14 protein-coding genes and 1 tRNA gene are annotated in these 17,885 nt (G+C 64.3%); 9 read left to right on the top strand and 6 right to left on the bottom strand.

Going from position 1 to position 17,885, the window contains the following annotated elements:
- Window positions 1–9: 9 nt before the first annotated feature.
- Complete coding sequence (locus tag I6F28_RS13770) at window positions 10–945, bottom strand: cyclase family protein (RefSeq protein WP_036025535.1); 936 nt, start codon at window positions 943–945, stop codon at window positions 10–12.
- A gap of 200 nt (window positions 946–1,145) precedes the next feature.
- The gene (locus I6F28_RS13765; protein ID WP_036025534.1) at window positions 1,146–2,036 is read right to left on the bottom strand and encodes a LysR family transcriptional regulator; all 891 of its coding nucleotides are present in this window, start codon (window positions 2,034–2,036) and stop codon (window positions 1,146–1,148) included.
- A gap of 99 nt (window positions 2,037–2,135) precedes the next feature.
- On the opposite strand from I6F28_RS13765, the gene I6F28_RS13760 reads away from it, so the two are divergent.
- The 8 genes from I6F28_RS13760 to I6F28_RS13725 all read left to right on the top strand — a co-directional run bounded on the left by I6F28_RS13760 (window position 2,136) and on the right by I6F28_RS13725 (window position 9,913).
- On the top strand, window positions 2,136–3,116 hold the full coding sequence (locus tag I6F28_RS13760) for an NAD(P)H-dependent flavin oxidoreductase (protein WP_225140110.1): 981 nt from the start codon (window positions 2,136–2,138) through the stop codon (window positions 3,114–3,116).
- Window positions 3,117–3,168: 52 nt separating this feature from the next.
- A complete protein-coding gene (locus I6F28_RS13755) occupies window positions 3,169–4,245 on the top strand; it encodes an NAD(P)H-dependent flavin oxidoreductase (RefSeq protein WP_225140109.1) in 1,077 nt (358 codons plus the stop codon).
- 76 nt (window positions 4,246–4,321) lie between these two features.
- A complete protein-coding gene (gene gatC / locus I6F28_RS13750) occupies window positions 4,322–4,609 on the top strand; it encodes an Asp-tRNA(Asn)/Glu-tRNA(Gln) amidotransferase subunit GatC (RefSeq protein ID WP_036025530.1) in 288 nt (95 codons plus the stop codon).
- Between the two features lie 14 nt (window positions 4,610–4,623).
- The gene (locus I6F28_RS13745) at window positions 4,624–4,836 is read left to right on the top strand and encodes a hypothetical protein (RefSeq protein ID WP_225140108.1); all 213 of its coding nucleotides are present in this window, start codon (window positions 4,624–4,626) and stop codon (window positions 4,834–4,836) included.
- Entirely contained in the window at window positions 4,833–6,308 is a 1,476-nt protein-coding gene (gatA, locus tag I6F28_RS13740) for an Asp-tRNA(Asn)/Glu-tRNA(Gln) amidotransferase subunit GatA (RefSeq protein ID WP_225140107.1), read from the top strand. The genes I6F28_RS13745 and gatA overlap by 4 nt, the downstream gene beginning before the upstream one ends.
- Window positions 6,299–6,601 carry a hypothetical protein gene (locus I6F28_RS13735; protein WP_085974545.1) on the top strand — a complete coding sequence of 101 codons (303 nt, stop codon included), beginning with the start codon at window positions 6,299–6,301 and terminating at the stop codon, window positions 6,599–6,601. Before gatA ends, I6F28_RS13735 begins: the two co-directional genes overlap by 10 nt.
- Entirely contained in the window at window positions 6,598–8,076 is a 1,479-nt protein-coding gene (gatB, locus tag I6F28_RS13730; RefSeq protein WP_225140106.1) for an Asp-tRNA(Asn)/Glu-tRNA(Gln) amidotransferase subunit GatB, read from the top strand. Before I6F28_RS13735 ends, gatB begins: the two co-directional genes overlap by 4 nt.
- Before the next feature lie 1,570 nt (window positions 8,077–9,646).
- Window positions 9,647–9,913 (top strand): hypothetical protein, encoded by a 267-nt coding sequence (locus I6F28_RS13725; protein ID WP_036025525.1) that lies wholly within the window; start codon window positions 9,647–9,649, stop codon window positions 9,911–9,913.
- 59 nt (window positions 9,914–9,972) lie between these two features.
- Here the strand turns inward: I6F28_RS13725 and I6F28_RS13720 are convergent, their stop codons facing one another.
- Both I6F28_RS13720 and I6F28_RS13715 read right to left on the bottom strand, forming a co-directional pair.
- Complete coding sequence (locus tag I6F28_RS13720) at window positions 9,973–11,994, bottom strand: O-linked N-acetylglucosamine transferase, SPINDLY family protein (RefSeq protein ID WP_225140105.1); 2,022 nt, start codon at window positions 11,992–11,994, stop codon at window positions 9,973–9,975.
- A 529-nt stretch (window positions 11,995–12,523) separates the two neighbouring features.
- A tRNA-Ser gene (locus I6F28_RS13715) sits at window positions 12,524–12,616 on the bottom strand.
- A gap of 747 nt (window positions 12,617–13,363) precedes the next feature.
- On the opposite strand from I6F28_RS13715, the gene I6F28_RS13710 reads away from it, so the two are divergent.
- The gene (locus I6F28_RS13710; protein ID WP_225113869.1) at window positions 13,364–14,893 is read left to right on the top strand and encodes a porin; all 1,530 of its coding nucleotides are present in this window, start codon (window positions 13,364–13,366) and stop codon (window positions 14,891–14,893) included.
- 129 nt (window positions 14,894–15,022) lie between these two features.
- On the opposite strand, the gene I6F28_RS13705 is transcribed toward I6F28_RS13710, so the two are convergent.
- Window positions 15,023–15,184: a DUF3551 domain-containing protein gene (locus I6F28_RS13705; RefSeq protein WP_345960951.1), complete on the bottom strand. Its 162-nt coding sequence runs from the start codon at window positions 15,182–15,184 to the stop codon at window positions 15,023–15,025.
- Between the two features lie 264 nt (window positions 15,185–15,448).
- Window positions 15,449–17,869 (bottom strand): lytic transglycosylase domain-containing protein, encoded by a 2,421-nt coding sequence (locus tag I6F28_RS13700; protein ID WP_225113879.1) that lies wholly within the window; start codon window positions 17,867–17,869, stop codon window positions 15,449–15,451.
- Window positions 17,870–17,885: the final 16 nt, after the last annotated feature.

Below are 17,885 nucleotides of genomic sequence, written 5' to 3'. Positions count from 1 at the left end.
GTTTTCAGCTCAGCGGATCGCGATCGGGTTGATCATGGCCTGAACGGCGCCGGTCCAGCGCGGCTGGCCCAGCACGAACAGGAATTCATAGCCCTTGTCGCGCGCGAGCGCGGCGGTATCCATGTTCTCGAGGATGTAGGTCCCGTTCATCGCGAGCAGGATCTGATGCACCTCGAACACGGTCTTGCCTTCGAACGGCAACACCTCGAGCCCCCAGGTGTCGGCGCCGACCGCGACGACGCCCTTGCCGGCGAGGTACTTCGCGCCTTCGACGCCGAGGCCGGGCTCGCCGGCCGAGTAGCGTTTGTCGTCCTTGCCGATCAGGCTGAGCCAGCCGGTATGGAAGATGACGACATCGCCCTGGCGGATCTCGACGTTCTGCTGCTTGGCGGCTTCCTCGATCTCCTTGACGTTGAAGGCGGTGCCTTCCTTCACCACGTCGGTCTTGAAATAGGCGGCCATGTCGAGCAGCACGCCGCGGGCGACCATCGGCGGCACCTTCTCGATGCCGAGCTTCTTCAAGCCATTGGGATCGGCGAAATCGGCCAGCTTGTTGCCGTTGTAGTAGACGTGCTCGACGCCGAGATGGCCGAGCCCGTCGAGCTGACTGCCGATGCCGACCCAGCTGTCGAGGATGTCATCGTTGTAAGTGGCCTTGTTCGGACCGAGACCCGGGGTGCCGGCCTGTCCGGGCTGCACGATGGTGAGCTTGAAGGTGCGCGGCGGGTAGGCGGGCGTCTGCGGCGTGACGGGGATGCCGAGGGCGTAGGTCTTGCCGGTCTTCACCAGCGATGCCGCCTTCACAACGAGCTCGGGCGTCATGTAGTTGGCGGCGCCGATCTCGTCGTTCGGCCCCCATTTCGATTTGGTCCAGTCCTGTGCGCTTGCAGTTCCTGAAATCGCCGACAACGCAGCGACGCAGCACAACACGAGCGTATTGCGCATCAATAGTCCTCCCGATGTTTTCTGCCGGTGTTTGGCTTCGTTTATGGTTTCGCGCTGGCCAGTCACTCATCCTAACGTAGAAGAAGCGCGGGCTTCAAAGCTTTTCGAAGTGCTGCGCTGCGATGGCAGCACGCAGCGCGGATCGATTCAAACGCGATGGATTTGTGACGAATTTCGTGGCGTGGAACGTTGGCGCTCCGTCATGCCGCGATGACGTCCTCGTCCTTCTTCAGGCAATCGGCAAAACCGCTCAGCGCGCTGTATTGATGTCCGGCGCGGCGCTGGATGAAGAGTGTCTCGACACGTGCATGTGACGGGCTCAGCGTGTGGACGGCGACGGCGCCGTTCATCGCGCTGCGTTCCACGACGGCGCGCGGCAGCAGCGTCACGCCCATGTCGGCGGCGACGCAGCCGATCATGCCGTCGAGCGTGCCGAGCTCGAAGCGCGCCGCCGATGGCCAGCCGAATTCGACGAAGATCTGTTCGAGCCGCTGGCGATAGGTGCAGCCGGTGCGGAACACCAGCGCGGTCGGACCCGACTCCGGCGTGCCGGCGCGCAGCTCGGCGAGCGAGGCCCAGCGGCGCGCGCTGACCAGCACCAGCTCTTCGCGGAACGCGCTCGTCGCGGTGAGGTCGTCATGCGTGATGGGTCCAGCGACGAAGGCGCCGTCGAGCGTGCCGTCGAGCACGAGGGCGACGAGGTCGGCGGTCGGCGCGGTGCGCAACGAAAGGCGCACGGCCGGGAAGCGGCGGTGGAAATCGGCGAGCAGCGGCGGCAATCGCACGGCTGCCGTGGTCTCCATCGATCCGATCGCGAGCGGTCCTTTCGGCTCGCCATCGTCGCGCGCGGCGAGCAAGGCTTCGCGCGACAGCGCTGCCATCTTTTGCGCATAGGGGAGGAGGCGCTTGCCGGCGCCGGTCAGCGTCATGCCGCGCGAGTGCCGCTCGAACAGCGGCGTGCCGATCTCCGCCTCCAGCGCCTTCACGCGCTGGGTGACGTTCGACTGCACGGTGTTGAGCTCTTCGGCGGCGCGGGTGATGCCGCCGGTGCGGGCGACGGCGGCGAAGGTCTTGATATCGCTGAGTTCCATGGTGTCGTTTCGCTTTTGAGATGGCAGCGTTCGCAACAATTCAATTTTCGAGAATGCTAGTCGCGCCTAGTCTCGCTGTCCAGATCGGGGAGGAGCCGTATGCCGATGACGACGTCGCTGACCACGCTGCTGGGGATCGAGCATCCGATCCTGCTGGCGCCGATGGATGTCATTGCCGGCAGCCGCCTGGTCGCGGCGGTGAGCCGCGCCGGCGGGTTCGGCATTCTTGGCGGCGGCTATGGCGAACGGATCTGGCTGGAGCAGGAGACGGCGAAGCTCGCCGACCTCAGTGCACCGTTCGGGATCGGCTTCATCACCTGGAGCCTCGCGAAGCGGCCCGAGCTTCTCGATGTCGCGCTCGCTGCAAAACCAGTTGCGATCATGTTGTCGTTCGGCGATCCGGCGCCGTTCGCGCCCAAGATCAAGTCCGCCGGCGCGCGCCTGATTTGCCAGGTGCAGGACGAAGCGATGGCGCGGCAGGCGCTCGATGCCGGTGCTGACATCCTGATTGCGCAAGGCACGGAGGCGGGCGGTCATGGCGCTTCGCGCACCACTGTCGATCTCGTGCCCGCCATCGTCGATCTCGTCGCGGGGCACGTTCCAGTGGTGGCGGCTGGCGGCATCGCGGATGGGCGCGGCCTAGCGGCCATGATGATGATGGGCGCGAGCGGCGTGCTGCTCGGCACGCGCTTCTATGCCAGCCAGGAGGCCGACGGTGCGGAGGAGGCCAAGCGCCGCATCTGCGCGGCGAACTCCGGTTCGACCGTGCGCGGCATCCTCTTCGATCTCTCCCGCAACAATGTCTGGCCGGCGCCGTTTACCGGGCGGTGCCTGGTCAACGATCATGCCAAGCGCTGGATCGGCCGCGAGGTCGAGCTGATGCAGAATGTTGCCGCAGTCGCTTCCGAGTATGCGGCAGCAAGGGCGGCGGGCAATTTCGATGTCGCGGCCGTGATCGCCGGCGAGGCGGTTGGGTTGATTCATGATATCCCACCGGCGGCGGAGATCGTCGAGCGGATTGCGGCGGAGGCGGAGCAGTTGATCGCCGGGCGGAGAAACTCGGCGGTGGCAGCGGCGTAGACTTCCTACCCTCCAGGGGAGGGTAAGAAAGAGAAAGAACGAGAGAACAACCATGTGGCCTGACCGTCGACTGATCGATCTTTTCAAGACCGAATTCCCGATCGTGCTGGCGCCGATGGCTGGCGTGATGGATGCGGAGCTGGTGATTGCGGCTGCGCAGGGCGGGGCGCTGGGGTCGCTGCCGTGTGCGATGATCTCGCCGGAGAAGGCGCGCGAGCAGGTTGGTCTCATCCGCCAGCGCGTCAAGGCGCCGGTCAACATGAACTTCTTCTGCCACACGCCGGTCGAGTTGACGCGCGAAGCCGAGGCGCGGTGGAAGCAGCGGCTCGCGGGGTACTATTCCGAGCACAGTCTCGATCCCTCCGCGCCGATCGCGGCTGCGAACCGCGCGCCGTTCGATGCAGCGTTCTGCGAAGTGGTCGAGGAGCTGAAGCCGGAGGTCGTCAGCTTCCATTTCGGCCTGCCGGAGCAAGCGCTGCTGCGGCGCGTCAAGGCGGCGGGTTGCCTCGTCATCTCGTCCGCGACGACGGTGAAGGAGGCGGTCTGGCTGGAAGAACACGGCGTCGATGCCGTGATCGCGCAAGGTGCCGAGGCGGGCGGCCATCGCGGCATGTTCCTGACCGACAAGATCGCCGAGCAGCCCGGCACCTTCGCGCTGGTGCCGCAGGTCGTCGATGCCGTGAAGGTGCCGGTGATCGCGGCGGGCGGCATCGCCGACGGACGCGGCATTGCCGCAGCCTTCGCGCTCGGTGCCGCCGGCGTGCAGATCGGCAGCGCCTATCTGCGCTGCCCGGAATCCAAGCTCAGCGCGGGCGGCCGCAAGGCGCTTGCCGAGGCGCGGGACGATTCCACCGTCATCACCAATGTCATGACCGGCCGGCCTGCGCGCGGGGTGCAGAACCGGCTGATGCGCGAGGCCGGTCCGATCTCGCCGGATGCGCCGCCGTTTCCCCACGGCGCGACGGCGCTGGGGCCGCTGAAAGCGGCTGCCGAAAAGCAGGGCAGGGTGGATTTCACCAATCTCTGGGCAGGGCAGGCCGTTGCGCTGGGCCGCGAGCTTCCCGCCGCCGAATTGACCCGGGATCTCGCCAAATCGGCGCTGGGGCGCATGAAGGCCCTCGCCGGATAGGGGGAAGCGCCGGTTGCGGCGCAAAACCGGCCTCTGCTATACGGCACATAGGTTTTGCCGTAAGAGGCCTTATATAATGTCCGTCGACGCCGCTACCGTCCGCCGCATCGCGCATCTGGCGCGCATTGCGGTTTCCGAGGGCGAGGTTCCGCATCTGCAGGGCGAGCTCAACGCCATGCTCGCTTTCGTCGAGCAGCTCTCGGAGGTCAATGTCGAGGGCGTGGAGCCGATGACCTCGGTCACCCCGATGCAGATGAAGAAGCGGCAGGACGTGGTCGACGACGGCGGGATCGCCGACGATATCGTTGCCAACGCGCCCGCGACCGAAGGTCACTTCTTCCTGGTGCCGAAGGTCGTTGAATAAACAGGTTAGATCCGATGTGCCTGCTTTGCGACGATGAGAAGGCCTATCAGGCCTACATGAATTATCTCGACAAGATGGAACGGCAGGGCAAGGCTGCCGATCCCAACGTCGCCGTCAATGCCGTGCTCGACGAGATCGAGGCGGCCGCGAAAGCCGCCGCCAAAAAGGACGACCCGGCCGACGACAAGACCCTGTCTCCGTTCTTCTGCAGCCCGATCAATAAATGACCGATTTGATATCGCTGACGCTCGCCGAGGCCCGCAAGGGTCTCGCGGCAAAAACTTTCACGTCGCTCGAGCTGACCGATGCGCATCTTTCCGCGATCGAGAAAGCGCGCGTGCTCAACGCCTTCGTGATGGAGACGCCGGATCAGGCGCGCGCCATGGCGCGCGAGGCGGACAGCAAGATCGCCAAGGGCGATGCGGGCCCGCTCGCCGGCATCCCGCTCGGCATCAAGGACCTGTTCGCGACCAAGGGCGTGCGCACCACGGCGTGCTCGAAGATCCTCGGCAATTTCGTGCCGACCTACGAGTCCACCGTCACCTCGCAGCTCTGGCGCGACGGCGCGGTGATGCTCGGCAAGCTCAACAATGACGAGTTCGCGATGGGCTCGGCGAACGAGACCTCGTGCTTCGGCCCCGTCGGCAATCCCTGGCGGCGCGAGGGCAGCAACACCACGCTGGTGCCGGGCGGCTCGTCCGGCGGCTCGGCCTCGGCCGTGGCGGCGCTGCTCTGCATGGGCGCGACCGCGACTGATACCGGCGGCTCGATCCGCCAGCCGGCCGCGTTCACCGCGACCGTCGGCATCAAGCCGACCTATGGCCGCTGCTCGCGTTGGGGCATCGTCGCCTTTGCCTCCTCGCTCGACCAGGCGGGCCCTATCGCGCGCAGCGTACGCGATGCCGCGATGCTGCTGCGCTCGATGGCCGGCCACGATCCCAAGGACACGACGTCGGTCGATATCCCCGTGCCGGACTACGAGGCGGCGATCGGCAAGTCCGTGAAGGGCATGAAGATCGGCATCCCCCGGGAGTATCGCCTCGACGGCATGCCGGCGGAGATCGAGAAACTGTGGAGTGAGGGCGCGGCGTGGCTGAAGGCGGCCGGTGCCGAGCTGGTCGAGGTGTCGCTGCCGCACACCAAATACGCGCTGCCGGCCTATTACATCGTGGCGCCGGCAGAGGCCTCGTCCAACCTGGCGCGCTATGACGGCGTGCGCTACGGCCTGCGCGAGCAGGGTAAGAACATCATTGAGCTCTACGAGAACACCCGTGCGGAGGGATTTGGCGCCGAGGTGCGCCGCCGCGTCATGATCGGCACTTACGTGCTCTCGGCCGGCTATTACGATGCCTATTACCTGCGCGCGCAGAAGGTGCGCACGCTGATCAAGAAGGATTTTGAGGACTGCTTCGCCAAAGGCGTCGACGCCATCCTCACCCCGGCGACGCCGTCGGCGGCCTTCGGCATCGGCGAGAAGGGCGGCGCCGACCCGGTCGAGATGTATCTCAACGACATCTTCACGGTGACCGTGAACATGGCGGGCCTGCCCGGCATCGCGGTGCCCGCCGGCAAGGACTTGCAGGGCCTGCCGCTCGGGCTGCAATTGATCGGCCGTCCGTTCGATGAGGAGACGCTGTTCTCGCTCGGCGAGGTGATCGAGCAGGCCGCCGGCCGCTTCACGCCCGCGAGGTGGTGGTGAATGTCGCCGATTTCATCGCGAGCATCAGTGGCGCGGCGCCCGCGCCGGACCTGAACGCGCCGCTCGCCGGCCTGTGGTGGGCGGCGAAGGGCGACTGGGACCGCGCGCACAAGATCGTCCAGGACGAGAGCAGCCGCGAGGCCGCCTGGGTGCATGCCTATTTGCACCGCGTCGAAGGCGATCTCGGCAATGCCGGCTATTGGTACCGCCAGGCCGGCCAGCCGGCGGCAAAGGATTCATTGGAAGCGGAGTGGGAGCGGATCGCTGCCACGCTGCTCGGGAGCAGGACATGAGCACGGCCACTCACAAGCTTCTCAAGGGCTCAACTGGTGACTGGGAGATGGTCATCGGCATGGAGATCCATGCCCAGGTGACCTCGAACGCCAAACTGTTCTCGGGCGCGTCTACCGCTTTCGGCGGCGAGCCGAACAGCCACGTCTCGCTGGTCGACGTCGCGATGCCGGGCATGCTGCCGGTCATCAACGAGGAATGCGTCAGACAGGCTGTCCGGACCGGGCTCGGCCTCAACGCGCAGATCAACCTGCGCTCGGTGTTCGACCGCAAGAACTATTTCTATCCGGACCTGCCGCAGGGCTACCAGATCAGCCAGTACAAATCGCCCATCGTGGGCGAGGGTGAGGTGATCATCGATCTCGACGGCGGCAAGACGGCCACCATCGGTATCGAGCGGCTGCATCTGGAGCAGGATCCCGGCAAGATGCTGCACGACCGGTCGCCGTCACTGTCCTACATCGATTTCAACCGCTCTGGCGTGGCGCTGATGGAGATCGTCTCGAAGCCTGATATCCGCGACGCCGAGCAGGCCAAGGCCTATGTGACCAAGCTGCGCTCGATCATGCGCTACCTCGGCACCTGCGACGGTGACATGGAGAAGGGATCCCTGCGCGCCGACGTCAACGTCTCCGTGCGCAAGCCCGGCGCGCCGCTCGGCACCCGCTGCGAGATCAAGAACATGAACTCGATCGCCTTCATCGGCCAGGCGATCGAGTATGAAGCGCGGCGCCAGATTGAGATCCTGGAGGACGGGGGCGAGATCGAGCAGGAGACGCGCCGGTTCGATCCCAACAAGGGTGAGACGCGCTCGATGCGGTCGAAGGAGGAGGCGCACGACTATCGCTACTTCCCCGACCCCGACCTGTTGCCGCTGGAGTTCAGCCAGGGCTTCGTCGACGCGCTGAAGGCGAAGCTGCCGGAGCTGCCGGACCAGAAGAAGGCGCGCTTCGTCGCCGATTTCGGCCTCTCGGCCTATGATGCGAGCGTGCTGGTCGCCGAGCGCGAGAGCGCGCTGTTCTACGAGACGGTGCTCGACAAGCTCGCCAACCGCGCCCGCGACGGCAAGATGGCGGCGAACTGGGTGATCAACGAGCTGTTCGGCCGTCTCAACAAAGAAGGCCGGGATATTACGGCCTCGCCCGTCAATGCCGGGCAACTGGCTGCGATCATCGACCTGATCGGCGAGGGTACGATCTCGGGCAAGATCGCCAAGGATCTGTTCGAAATCGTCTGGCAGGAGGGTGGCGATCCCCGCGCGCTGGTCGAAAGCCGTGGCATGAAGCAGGTCACGGATCTCTCAGCGATCGAAAAGGTGGTCGACGACATCATCGCGGCCAATCCCGACAAGGCGGCGCAGGTGAAGGACAAGCCGCAATCGCTCGGCTGGTTCGTCGGCCAGGTCATGAAGGCATCCGGCGGCAAGGCCAACCCGCAGAGCGTCAACGACCTGCTCAAGTCCAAGCTCGGCGTCTAAGCCTCACGCATTCGAACGAGGTGACGGACGCGTTTCGTCACCTCGCTTTTGGTTCTCGCTGCGACGCTCGCGCGCATCCTCGACGGCAAACTTCATCCTGATCGACGGCGATGCGGCGGCCGAATCGCCGCCGCGCGATTCGCCCGAAACGGCGGCTTGAACGCGCTCCGGCGAGCGCCCGCGCCGTTAAGCATGAAAATATTTTCGTTGCCAAAAATCGCGACTCAGAGTCCGCGAAACGCCTTTGCGAGGCGACCGAACGATTGTCGATGCGCATCGCTGCGTTGGTCGCGCGCGATACGCGCGTGCGAAAAAATACTTGCTGCATAGTGTTTTCGTGCAATCGCATCGTTCGCGAACGTCGGCGATGCGAGCGCTCTGCATGATCGCAAGTGCACGTCGTACGAAGCGCCTGCGTCGCGCCCGCCAAGCGCAGGCGCCTTGCTGCGTCAACACTTCTTTAAGCGAGAAGCTGTTTTTTTCTTCGTGTTGGTGTATTCGGGATGAAGTGCATTCGATCCCCGAGTGCACGCAGCGATTAAAGCCATCTCACACATCGGAGGGCAACATGGCCAAGAAAGCGAAGAAGGCGAAGAAGGCGAAGAGCGCAGTGAAGAAGACTGCGAAGAAGACCCGCAAGGTCGCGAAGAAGAAGAAGTAACTTCGCTTCTGAAGTTGCCGGCTCCAGATAGCCGGCACGTCATCAGCGCCTCCTAGAGGTTCTGGTCGACGATAGAGGGTGTCGGCGAGACATCAGGTCAACGGTCGGACCGTTCTCTTTCGCGGTCCGGCAGAAGAAACGAGTTTTCTTCGTTCGGTGCGGTTCTCCTCAAACGGGCTCCGCAATTTCACGACAGGCCTTCGGGCCAAAGTGGAATCTGGTCCTGACGTGTTCGCCGACGCCCTCGTTCCCTTGAAGCCGGGGCATTGCCGGCATTCCTCTCTCTCACATCGTTGATTTGACCACGTCGCGTCCGAGCGCGCTTCTGTCGTGCCGGCTTGATCGCTTGGCTTGGAGAGGCAAGGCGTCCTGTGGCGTGATCGCGCACCGTTTCGCCTTGCGGTGTCGCCGCCCGGCTCCGACGGGCCGATCCAGCACGCGCGGCTTGTCGTGGAACGATTGCCGCTGGAATAGTGGGTCACCCGCCTGCCACCTTCGCCGAACTTGGACGGCCCGAGAGACCGCATACCCAGGCGAAGCCTTGGCGTAGCCGGGGGCGCGGATGACGACAAGAAAAGCAGTCACATGACCTGCGCCACTGCGCGCGATGGTTATCGATGTCCTGAAATCCCAGGGTAAACCGAATCTGACGAATGACAGAAGTGCCTGCGAATCAGGGACTTTTTTAATTCTCGGCGCAGGAGGCGCGCGCCCGCGTTTACGTCTGCTTCATCGCGATGCTTAAACTGCCATTCAAATTTGCCCGCCATCATCGCCTCCAACAAGCCGGCAAACGGCGACGGGGAAGAGTTGAACAGTGCACGATCCCGTGACGGGTCATGCACATCAGAGGTTGGACGGGAGCCGCGCTCGGGGGACGAGGCGGCATAAGAACAAAGGGGATGCGTGATGTTTCAGGGTACTTTCGATCTGGAGACGGCGACGCCGGTCGATGCGAGCGCGCTGTCGGACGTGCTGTTCGAGCGCGGGATCTATTGGGCGAGCGGCCGCTCCGGCATCGTCGATCTCGTCGCCGCGCACAAATGGTTCAATCTCGCCGCGCTGAAGGGCCGCAAGGACGCCGTGGCGCTGCGCCAGGAAATCGCCGGGCAGATGTCGGAGGCCGAGATCTCCGTCGCGCAGCGTGAGGCGAGAGCCTGGGTCTGCGCGCACTGAGCGTCACTTCGCTTGGGAACCGGACCTTGACCGGGCGGCGCCACCGCGCCGAGGCGGCTTCAGGTCGAGGTTTGCACGGCAAACGAGGCCGGCGCTTCGCCCGCGCAATGCCTGCGCCAGATTTCGTCGAATGCCTTTTCGATATCCCGCGTCATGCGGACAGTATCGAAAAGCGGCCAAGTGGTCCGGCGCGCCGCCAGCTTGCTCCGGAGCGCGACGCGAAGTTCGGAATCGTGCGCGATTCGAAGTGCCAAAGCCTCATATTCCTCCAGCGATCGCGTCACCAGCTCGGGAAGGCCTACGGCGTTCAGGAGACTGGCTGCAACGCGTCCGGCAAAAGTGGTCCCAAGGCACGTCAGGACCGGCAAGCCAGCCCAGAGGGCGTCGCTGGCCCCGGTGTGGGCGTTGTAGGGCAATGTGTCCAGGAACAGATCGGCGACCTGGTGGCGCGCCAAATGCTCGTCAGCAGGGACGCGCGGAGCGAACACGATTCTCTCAGCGACAATCCCCCGCGCAACGGCTTCGCGCTTCAGATTCTCGGTGGCGACCGGGTCACCATCTAGCAGCCAAAGGACGCTTCCGGGGGTCTTGTCGAGCAGCCGCATCCAGACGCCGAACAACGGGGGCGTGATCTTGGGGCTTCTGTTGAACGCGCAGTAGACGAGCGCATCGTCCGCCAGTCCGAGCTGGCTCCGGCTCGGTGGATTTGACGGGAGCGGTCGCTTCGCGTCGGTCGCCTGGTAGCTATTGGGAAGATAGATCACCTTCTCGGCGTAATAAGGCTGCTCTGCTTCGGGGATGACGATCCGGTCGGCCATGAGATAGTCGAAATAGGGGGCGCCCATCGTGCCGGGAAAGCCGAGATAGCTGACCTGGATAGGAGCCGGCCGGCGCGCAATGATTTTCGGCCGTGCACCGGCGGTGAAGCCGCCGAGATCGACGAGAACCTCGATCTCGAGCTGGCCGATCAGCTTGACGACGTCCTCGTCGGCAAGATCGCTGACATCTTCAAAACGTTCGAATGCGGCCCTCAGGCGGTTGCGCATCTGGCTGTCGTCGTCGGGCCCGTAGGAGATGGCGGTGACGTCGAAGCGCTCGCGGTCGTGCGCCTCGAAGATTCCGGCCATCAAATACGCGGTGGCATGACTGCGAAAATCGGCCGACATGTACGCGACCCGGAGCCGGGACGCCGGTCTCGGCGTTCCGGGCCTGGCGGCACCCCCGTCGGGGGTCACCTTGGCGACATAGGCCTTCGCGCAGGTCAATTGGCGTGCAGGCGATGAGGAGACATGAAAGAAGGTGAAGGGGTCGACCGGCACGCCTGCCTCGGCAGCGTCTTCTATGGTGGCCTGTTCACGTTCGAAGCTGCTCCAGTCGGCGCGCTTCCGCTTGCAAGCAACGAGGTTGCTCAGCGCAAACGGGAACGTCTTATCAAGTGCGACCGTTCGTTCCAGAGCCACGATCGCTTCGTCGTCTCGCCCCAGCTGGCCAAGAACCTCAGACAACGCGAAATGGTTCTGTGGGTCGGCCGGTGCAAGCTCGATGGCGCGGGCGTAGCTGTCACGCGCTTCCTCGAGTCGACCAAGCTGCTGCAACGCGCTGCCTCGGTTGGCGAACGCGGCGCTCGACGGTGCGATCGCAATGGCGCGATCAAACTCGGCTATGGCGTCGCGAAGCTGCTGCCGTGCAATGAGGATCGCTCCGCGATTGAGACGCGCGTCCGCGAAGTTTGGAGCCAGGGCGATTACTTTCGCAAGCCAGACGAGCGCATCGTCCGGCTTGTCCAGCGCGCGCAGCACGTTGGCATAGTTGAAAAGAACGTCGGGATTGCCGGGGTCGACGCGTGCAGCCTTCTTCAGCAAAGGCTCGGCGTCCGCAAAATGGCCGCGCTGGGCGTGCAACAGCCCCAGCATATGGAGCGCGACGGCATGCGTTCTGCTTCCCTTCAGAATGGTCGTGTAGGCCCGTTCCGCTTCCGACAGATTGCCCGAACGGTGCGCCGCAATGGCCTGGTCCAGAATAGCTGACGGATGGAGTGAGGAGGGGGCCGAGGCTCCCTTGTTGCGGCCTTGTTGCGACATGCGATGGGTTCTCGACCCGACGTAGGGGGGTCTGTGCTCGGGCGAAATGGTGCAAAAACTCTAGTCACCTTTGCCGGCGAGAACAACGGCCGCGCCGCCTGCGCTCATTCGCACGGGCGGACGCGCTTGCGCTGGAGCAAGTTTCCTCTTCATGGCGTCGCCTAGAATCCGACGTCATGAGCAACCAGGCTACGAATGGACGATGGCTGCCGATTCAGATCGCTCCCGACGAGTGCGACCTGGAACTCGGGCGTCTGCACAAAACAGGTATTGTGCCATGGTCCTTTCCATGCCGGCGTAAGGGCGGCATCTGGTTCAATGTTTGGGCCGATGAGGCCGTGCTGATAGCGCCCTCGCATTGGCGGGTCTGGCGATCCGGCATTTAGGTGGGGGCTCACATATATAAGGAGCGCGCGAATCGCGCGGGCTCGCCGCCCTCATCCTTGTGCGGAACTTTCGTACCGGCGTCGCCCATCGCCTTCCGCTGGACGCGCGCAGCGACCTTGATTCTGCTTCCGGGATTCTGGGGTGGCGGAGAGGGAGGGATTCGAACCCTCGATACAGCTTGAGACCGTATGACGCTTTAGCAAAGCGTTGCCTTCAGCCACTCGGCCACCTCTCCGGTGCGAGCCTTATGCATCTATTTGCTCGGGCTGGTCAATTTGGAAGCGCGTGTTTTCGCTCGAATATTCCCAGCGATTTGCGAAACGAGACGGGTTTGCGCTCGGATCAGGGCGTGGCGCTGAATTTTCGAGGAAATTCAAAGGTGCAAAGAAGGACTAGCATCTCTGCGTCCTCGCTCGCCGAGGTGTCCGGCCCGATTATCCCGCCGGCGTGACTTCCATATAGAGAGTGATGGCGAACCCCGGACGGCGGAGGTATTTGCAGGCTGCCTGCGTCAGATTGCGCGGCGGGGAGGCGGTCGATGCCTGCCCATTGAGTCTCCTTCTGATTCCACGATTCGAGCGCCCCAAAGCTGGCTCAAGCCGAGCTCTCGCGCGCGGCGCCTCATGTGCGGAACTTTGATGGCATTTGGAACCGCTTCGAAAACATCAATGTAAACAATGTGTTACGAGAGCGGTTTGATCACATCTGCGTGTTATTTGTGCAACACCCGTTGGAAAACACGCTGCACCGGCCCGTTTCGGAGCGTTCTCTTGTTGTGTGTGCAAGGACGTTCGGTAATTGTGACTGAGCGACGGAGGGGGGCATCCCGAGGTCGTCCCGTTTAGGTCATTCGCTTAAGTCCCTCGCGTTCATGCGGGTGTGTCCGAAGACGCGAAGGCGCCGAAAGCGGTGATTTAGAGGGGGTTGGGGAATTGGCCGTCCGGTCAGTGACCTTCCCTGAAGAGCAACTTGGAGGTTTAACATGAAGTTGGTTAAGAGCCTTTTGCTCGGCTCAGCGGCGGGTCTGATCGCCGTGGGCGGAGCTCAGGCAGCCGATCTCCCCGTGAAGGCCAAGGCGGTCGAGTACGTGAAGATCTGCTCCCTGTACGGTGCTGGATTCTACTACATCCCGGGCACCGACACCTGCATCAAGTTCGGCGGCTATCTGCGTGCCGACATGCTGTTTAACACGAACAGCGACTACGGCATTGGCCAGGGTGCTCCCGGCGGCGCCAACAACCGTCTGGACAACTACTACCAGACCCGCGCTCGTTTGGACTTCACCATCGATACCCGTACGGCAACCGAGTATGGCGTGGTTCGCACCTACGCCGATACGGTTTTCAGCTGGGATGCCACCTCGGTGACCGGCAGCGCCCCGTCTGCCTTCTCGGTCGGTTCGGCTTCGCTCGGCCTCTACCATGCGTTCATCCAGTTCGCTGGTTTCACCTTCGGCCGCACCGTTTCGATCTTCGACGCACCGTGGCAGAGCTATCCGGCTGGCGGTCCCGACTTCCTTCCGGGCGGCAGCAACAACGTCACCGGTGTGAACCAGGTCGCCTACACGGCTGATTTCGGCCAGGGCATCACGGGTTCGGTCGCGTTGCAGGATATGACGACCGCTGCTGGCGGCCAGTCGAACCTTTGGAACGCGAGCGTGACCGGCGTTGCGGGTGCAGTGGGTGGCTTCGCCACGACTGCAGCTGCGGGCGCTGCCTTCATCCAGGGCATCTACGGTGTCAACGATTGGGGTGGCACGCGCATGCCCGACATCGTCGGTCAGGTCCGTGTCGATCAGGCTTGGGGTCTGTTCCAGATCTCGGCGGCGGCGCACGAACTCCACTCGGCTTATTACGGTACGACGGAGCTCACGGGTCATCCGTCGGACAAGTGGGGCTGGGCGGTGCAAGGTGCCTTGTCGATCAAGAACATCCCGACTGGTGCGGGTGACTCGATCAACTTGCAGGCGGTCTACACCGACGGTGCTTCGCGGTACAACTTCCAGAGCCTGTTCCCGCAGACCATCTTCATCTACGGCGGCAGCGGCATCGCTTATCAGAGCATCGGCTTCGCCGGTATCGCTGATGGCGTGTTCGGTTCCGGTCTCGGTATCGAGACCGTCAAGACCTGGGGCTTCCGCGGTGGTTATACCCACAACTGGTCCCCGAACTGGGCGTCGGGCATCTACGGTGCTTATGCTTCGCTCCGCTACGGCGATCAAAGCAAGGCTCTGATCTGCGCCAACTTCGCTGCTGCTCTGGCCCCCGCCGCTGGCTCGACCTGTAACCCCGACTTCAACCTTGCGGTTATCGGCGGCAACTTGGTCTGGACTCCGGTCAAGGGTCTCGCCTTCACGGCTGACGTGAGCTACGTCTGGCTCGACCAGAAGCACTCTGGCGTTGTCACGGGCGCCAACACGGCCAACCTGGCTGTTGCCAAGCCCGCAGCGACCTACGAGCTGAAGGATCAGGGCAACCTGCAGATGCTCCTGCGCGCTCAGCGCAACTTCTAAGATCGACCCTAGGTTGATCCATGAACCCCGGCAGGAAACTGCCGGGGTTTTTCTTTGGAGCGTAGCGCTTCGCCTAACGTGCGGACCTTGTTGGCTCGCAAGCTGGAATGTCGGCAAAGTGCTATCAAACTACCATCTCAGGCCCTTCCACTCCTTGAAGGCATAGGTCGGGTTGAGACCGCAGGCATCGATTGTGCCCGACGCGGTCGCCATGCACTGGCTGTAATTGGACAACTGGCAGTTGCCAGGATTCTCCCAACGCCGTTCTTGCAGGCAATAGCGATTCTGGATGCCGGTTACCTGTGGCTGGGCAGGATGGCGGTTCTTGCCGAAGGGGGGAGCCGCCGGTCGCGAGGCCCGACGAGATCACGGCTGCGAACAGGAACGCACCGACCACGCGCAGCGTGACACGTTCCCAGCCTTGTGAGGCATAAGCTAACCGGTGCGTGGGAACGCTTGGCGCAATTCTATCGTCAGGTCGCTGGTGCCGTCGACGAATCCTGCCGAGCCCTGCCCAGCAACCAGGCTCTGATTCTAACGGGCCATCGACGCCCGTTACTGCACGCTGACGGCGCCGCGGCGCAGATCGGCTTCGATCTGCAAGCGGGTGCCGCCGCCGAAACGGGCGCGGTAGACTTGAAGGTTTTCCATGATCCGCTGCACATAGTTGCGCGTCTCGGAGAACGGAATCAGCTCGACCCAGTCGACCGCGTCGACCTTGGGGTCGCGCGGATCGCCGTAACGCTCGACCCACTTCTTCACGCTGCCGCGGCCGGCATTGTAGGCGGCGAACGTCATGATGTAGGAGCCGCGATAATCCTCGAGCAGTCCGCCGAGCTCGGCCGAGCCGAGCGTGGCGTTGTAGACGGAGTCGTTCTTCAGCCGCCCCAGGTCGTAGGTTGCGCCGTGGCGCTTGCAGACGTAGCGGGCGGCATCCGGCGTCACCTGCATCAGCCCGTAGGCCTGCGCCGGCGAGACCACCGACGGGTTGAACGCGCTCTCCTGCCGCGCAATCGCATAGATGATGCTGCGTTCGACCTCGGGGCCGATCGGCGTGAACTGAGGGATGCCGTTGACGGGGTAGGCGTAGAAGTCGAACGGGAGGCCGCGGTTGAGCGCGGCCTTGCCGAGCAGCAGCATGCCGCGCGCGTCGCTGTAGCGCTGGGTGAGCTCGCCGAGGCCCGCGAGCGCCTCGGGATCGCCGTTCTCGCCCATGTCGGCGAGCAGCGGTATCGCGAACTCGCGCTCGTCCAGCTCGTAGAGCAGTTGCGCGGCGCGCACGATCTCGAGCCGCTCGGCGCCGCGACCGCGCGGCTGGCTGTTGAGCTCGATCTGCGGCAGGCCGAGCTTTGCGCGCGCGAGCTGGCCGTAATAGCTGGTCGATTGCTCGGCCGCCCGCGCATAGGCATTGCGTGCCTCCTGCTGGCGACCCATCGCCTCGGCAGCGCGGCCCTGCCAATAGCCGGCACGCGCCAGCGCGGTGGGATTGACGCTGCCGACCCCGATGCGGGCGAAATGCTGGGCGGCGGTCGCGGGATCGTTGAGGAATCGCAGCGCGATCCAGCCGGCGGTAAACTCCTGCTCGGTCTTGTAGATGTCGCGCGAGGGCAGGGCGGCGTCGCGCGCGATCAGATAGGCGCTGCGGAATTCCTCGGTGTCGATCATCTTGCGGGCCAGGAGGCGCCGCTCGATCCACCATTCATCGAGATTGTGGAGGCGACCCGGATCCTTCGGCGCGGACAGCATCAGCTGGGCGGCTTCAGTGAACTTCTCCTCGCGGCGCAGCAGCTGGATCTTGCTGAAGATGAAGCCGGGATCGCCGTGCAACTCGCGCGGCACGGCATCGAGCAGCGCCCGCGCGTTCGGCGCTTTCTTGACCGCGGCGATGCGGGCCTTGGCGAGTGCGACATAGCCGGCGCCGAGACGCTTGGCGGCGCGTAGCGCCGCCTCGTTCTCGCTGCCGTAGAGCAGGTTGTCCATCCGCGCTTTCTGGTCGCCTGGCGTGAGCAGGGCGCCGAACTGGTCGAGCGCGTTGTTCTCGGTGTCCTCCGACATCGGATCGGCGCGCCAGGCGTCGCGCACCAGCCGCTCGGCATTGGCGCGGTCGCCGCGCGCCAGCATCGCCCTGGCCAGCGTGAAGCGTCCCTTGGCGGAGATCGGCGATTCGTTCTCGAACCACGACCACGCGACCGACTCGTCGCGCCTGTCGTCCCACATCGCGGCCTCGAGGCGCCGGCGCAGGAAGGTCTGCGATGGCCAGCTCGGATTGGCTGAGAGGAAGGCGCGATAGCGTTCCACGGTAGCGCCGTTGTCCTCGCTGCGCAGGATGATCCATTCGGCGAGCTTTCGCGCGACCGGATCGGAGATGCCGGCCGCGGCATTGGTGGCGTCGCCGGCCTTGCGCTTGCGCACGAGCTCGATGACGCTCTCCAGGGTGTCCTTGTCAGCCTGCGACGTCGACGACGTCGCAGCCACGGCGGCCGGGATGACCGGCTTGCGCGGCGCTGCATGCTGGCGCGTTGCAGGCGCCAGTATGGGAGCTGCGGCCGGTCTGGCCGGGGCCGGCGCAGTCGGTTTGACGGTGGCAGTCACGGCCGGGGCGGGGGCTGCCTTGGGCGGCGAGCCGCTCGCAGTCGGCGCTGCCTTAGGTGCAGCTGCAGGGGTCGTGGCAGCAGGAGCGGTGGCCGCAGGCTTGGATTTGTCTTTGGGCTTGTCCTTCGCCGGTTCCTTGCTGGCGTTCTTGCCGGCATCCGGCTTCTTCGCGGCGTCCTTGGCGGGGGTGCCGAGCGTACCCTTTGCGGCCTTTGCGGCGTCCTTGCCGGTTCCCTTGGCTGTATCCTTCGCCGTTTCCTTGGTCGATCCTTTGGCCGGGCCATTCGAGGCGTCCTTGGCTGCTGGCTTGGCGGGATCCTTGGTCTCCGCGGCCGTCTCGTTGGACTTGGCGAACGCGGCGCAGTCCATCGACAGCCCGGCCATCAGGCACAATGCCATA

It is taken from the genome of Bradyrhizobium sp. NBAIM14, from assembly GCF_020193895.1.
Taxonomy (GTDB): domain Bacteria; phylum Pseudomonadota; class Alphaproteobacteria; order Rhizobiales; family Xanthobacteraceae; genus Bradyrhizobium; species Bradyrhizobium yuanmingense.
The sequence above is the reverse complement of the archived record's forward strand: the minus strand, read 5'-3'. Positions and strand labels throughout refer to the sequence as shown.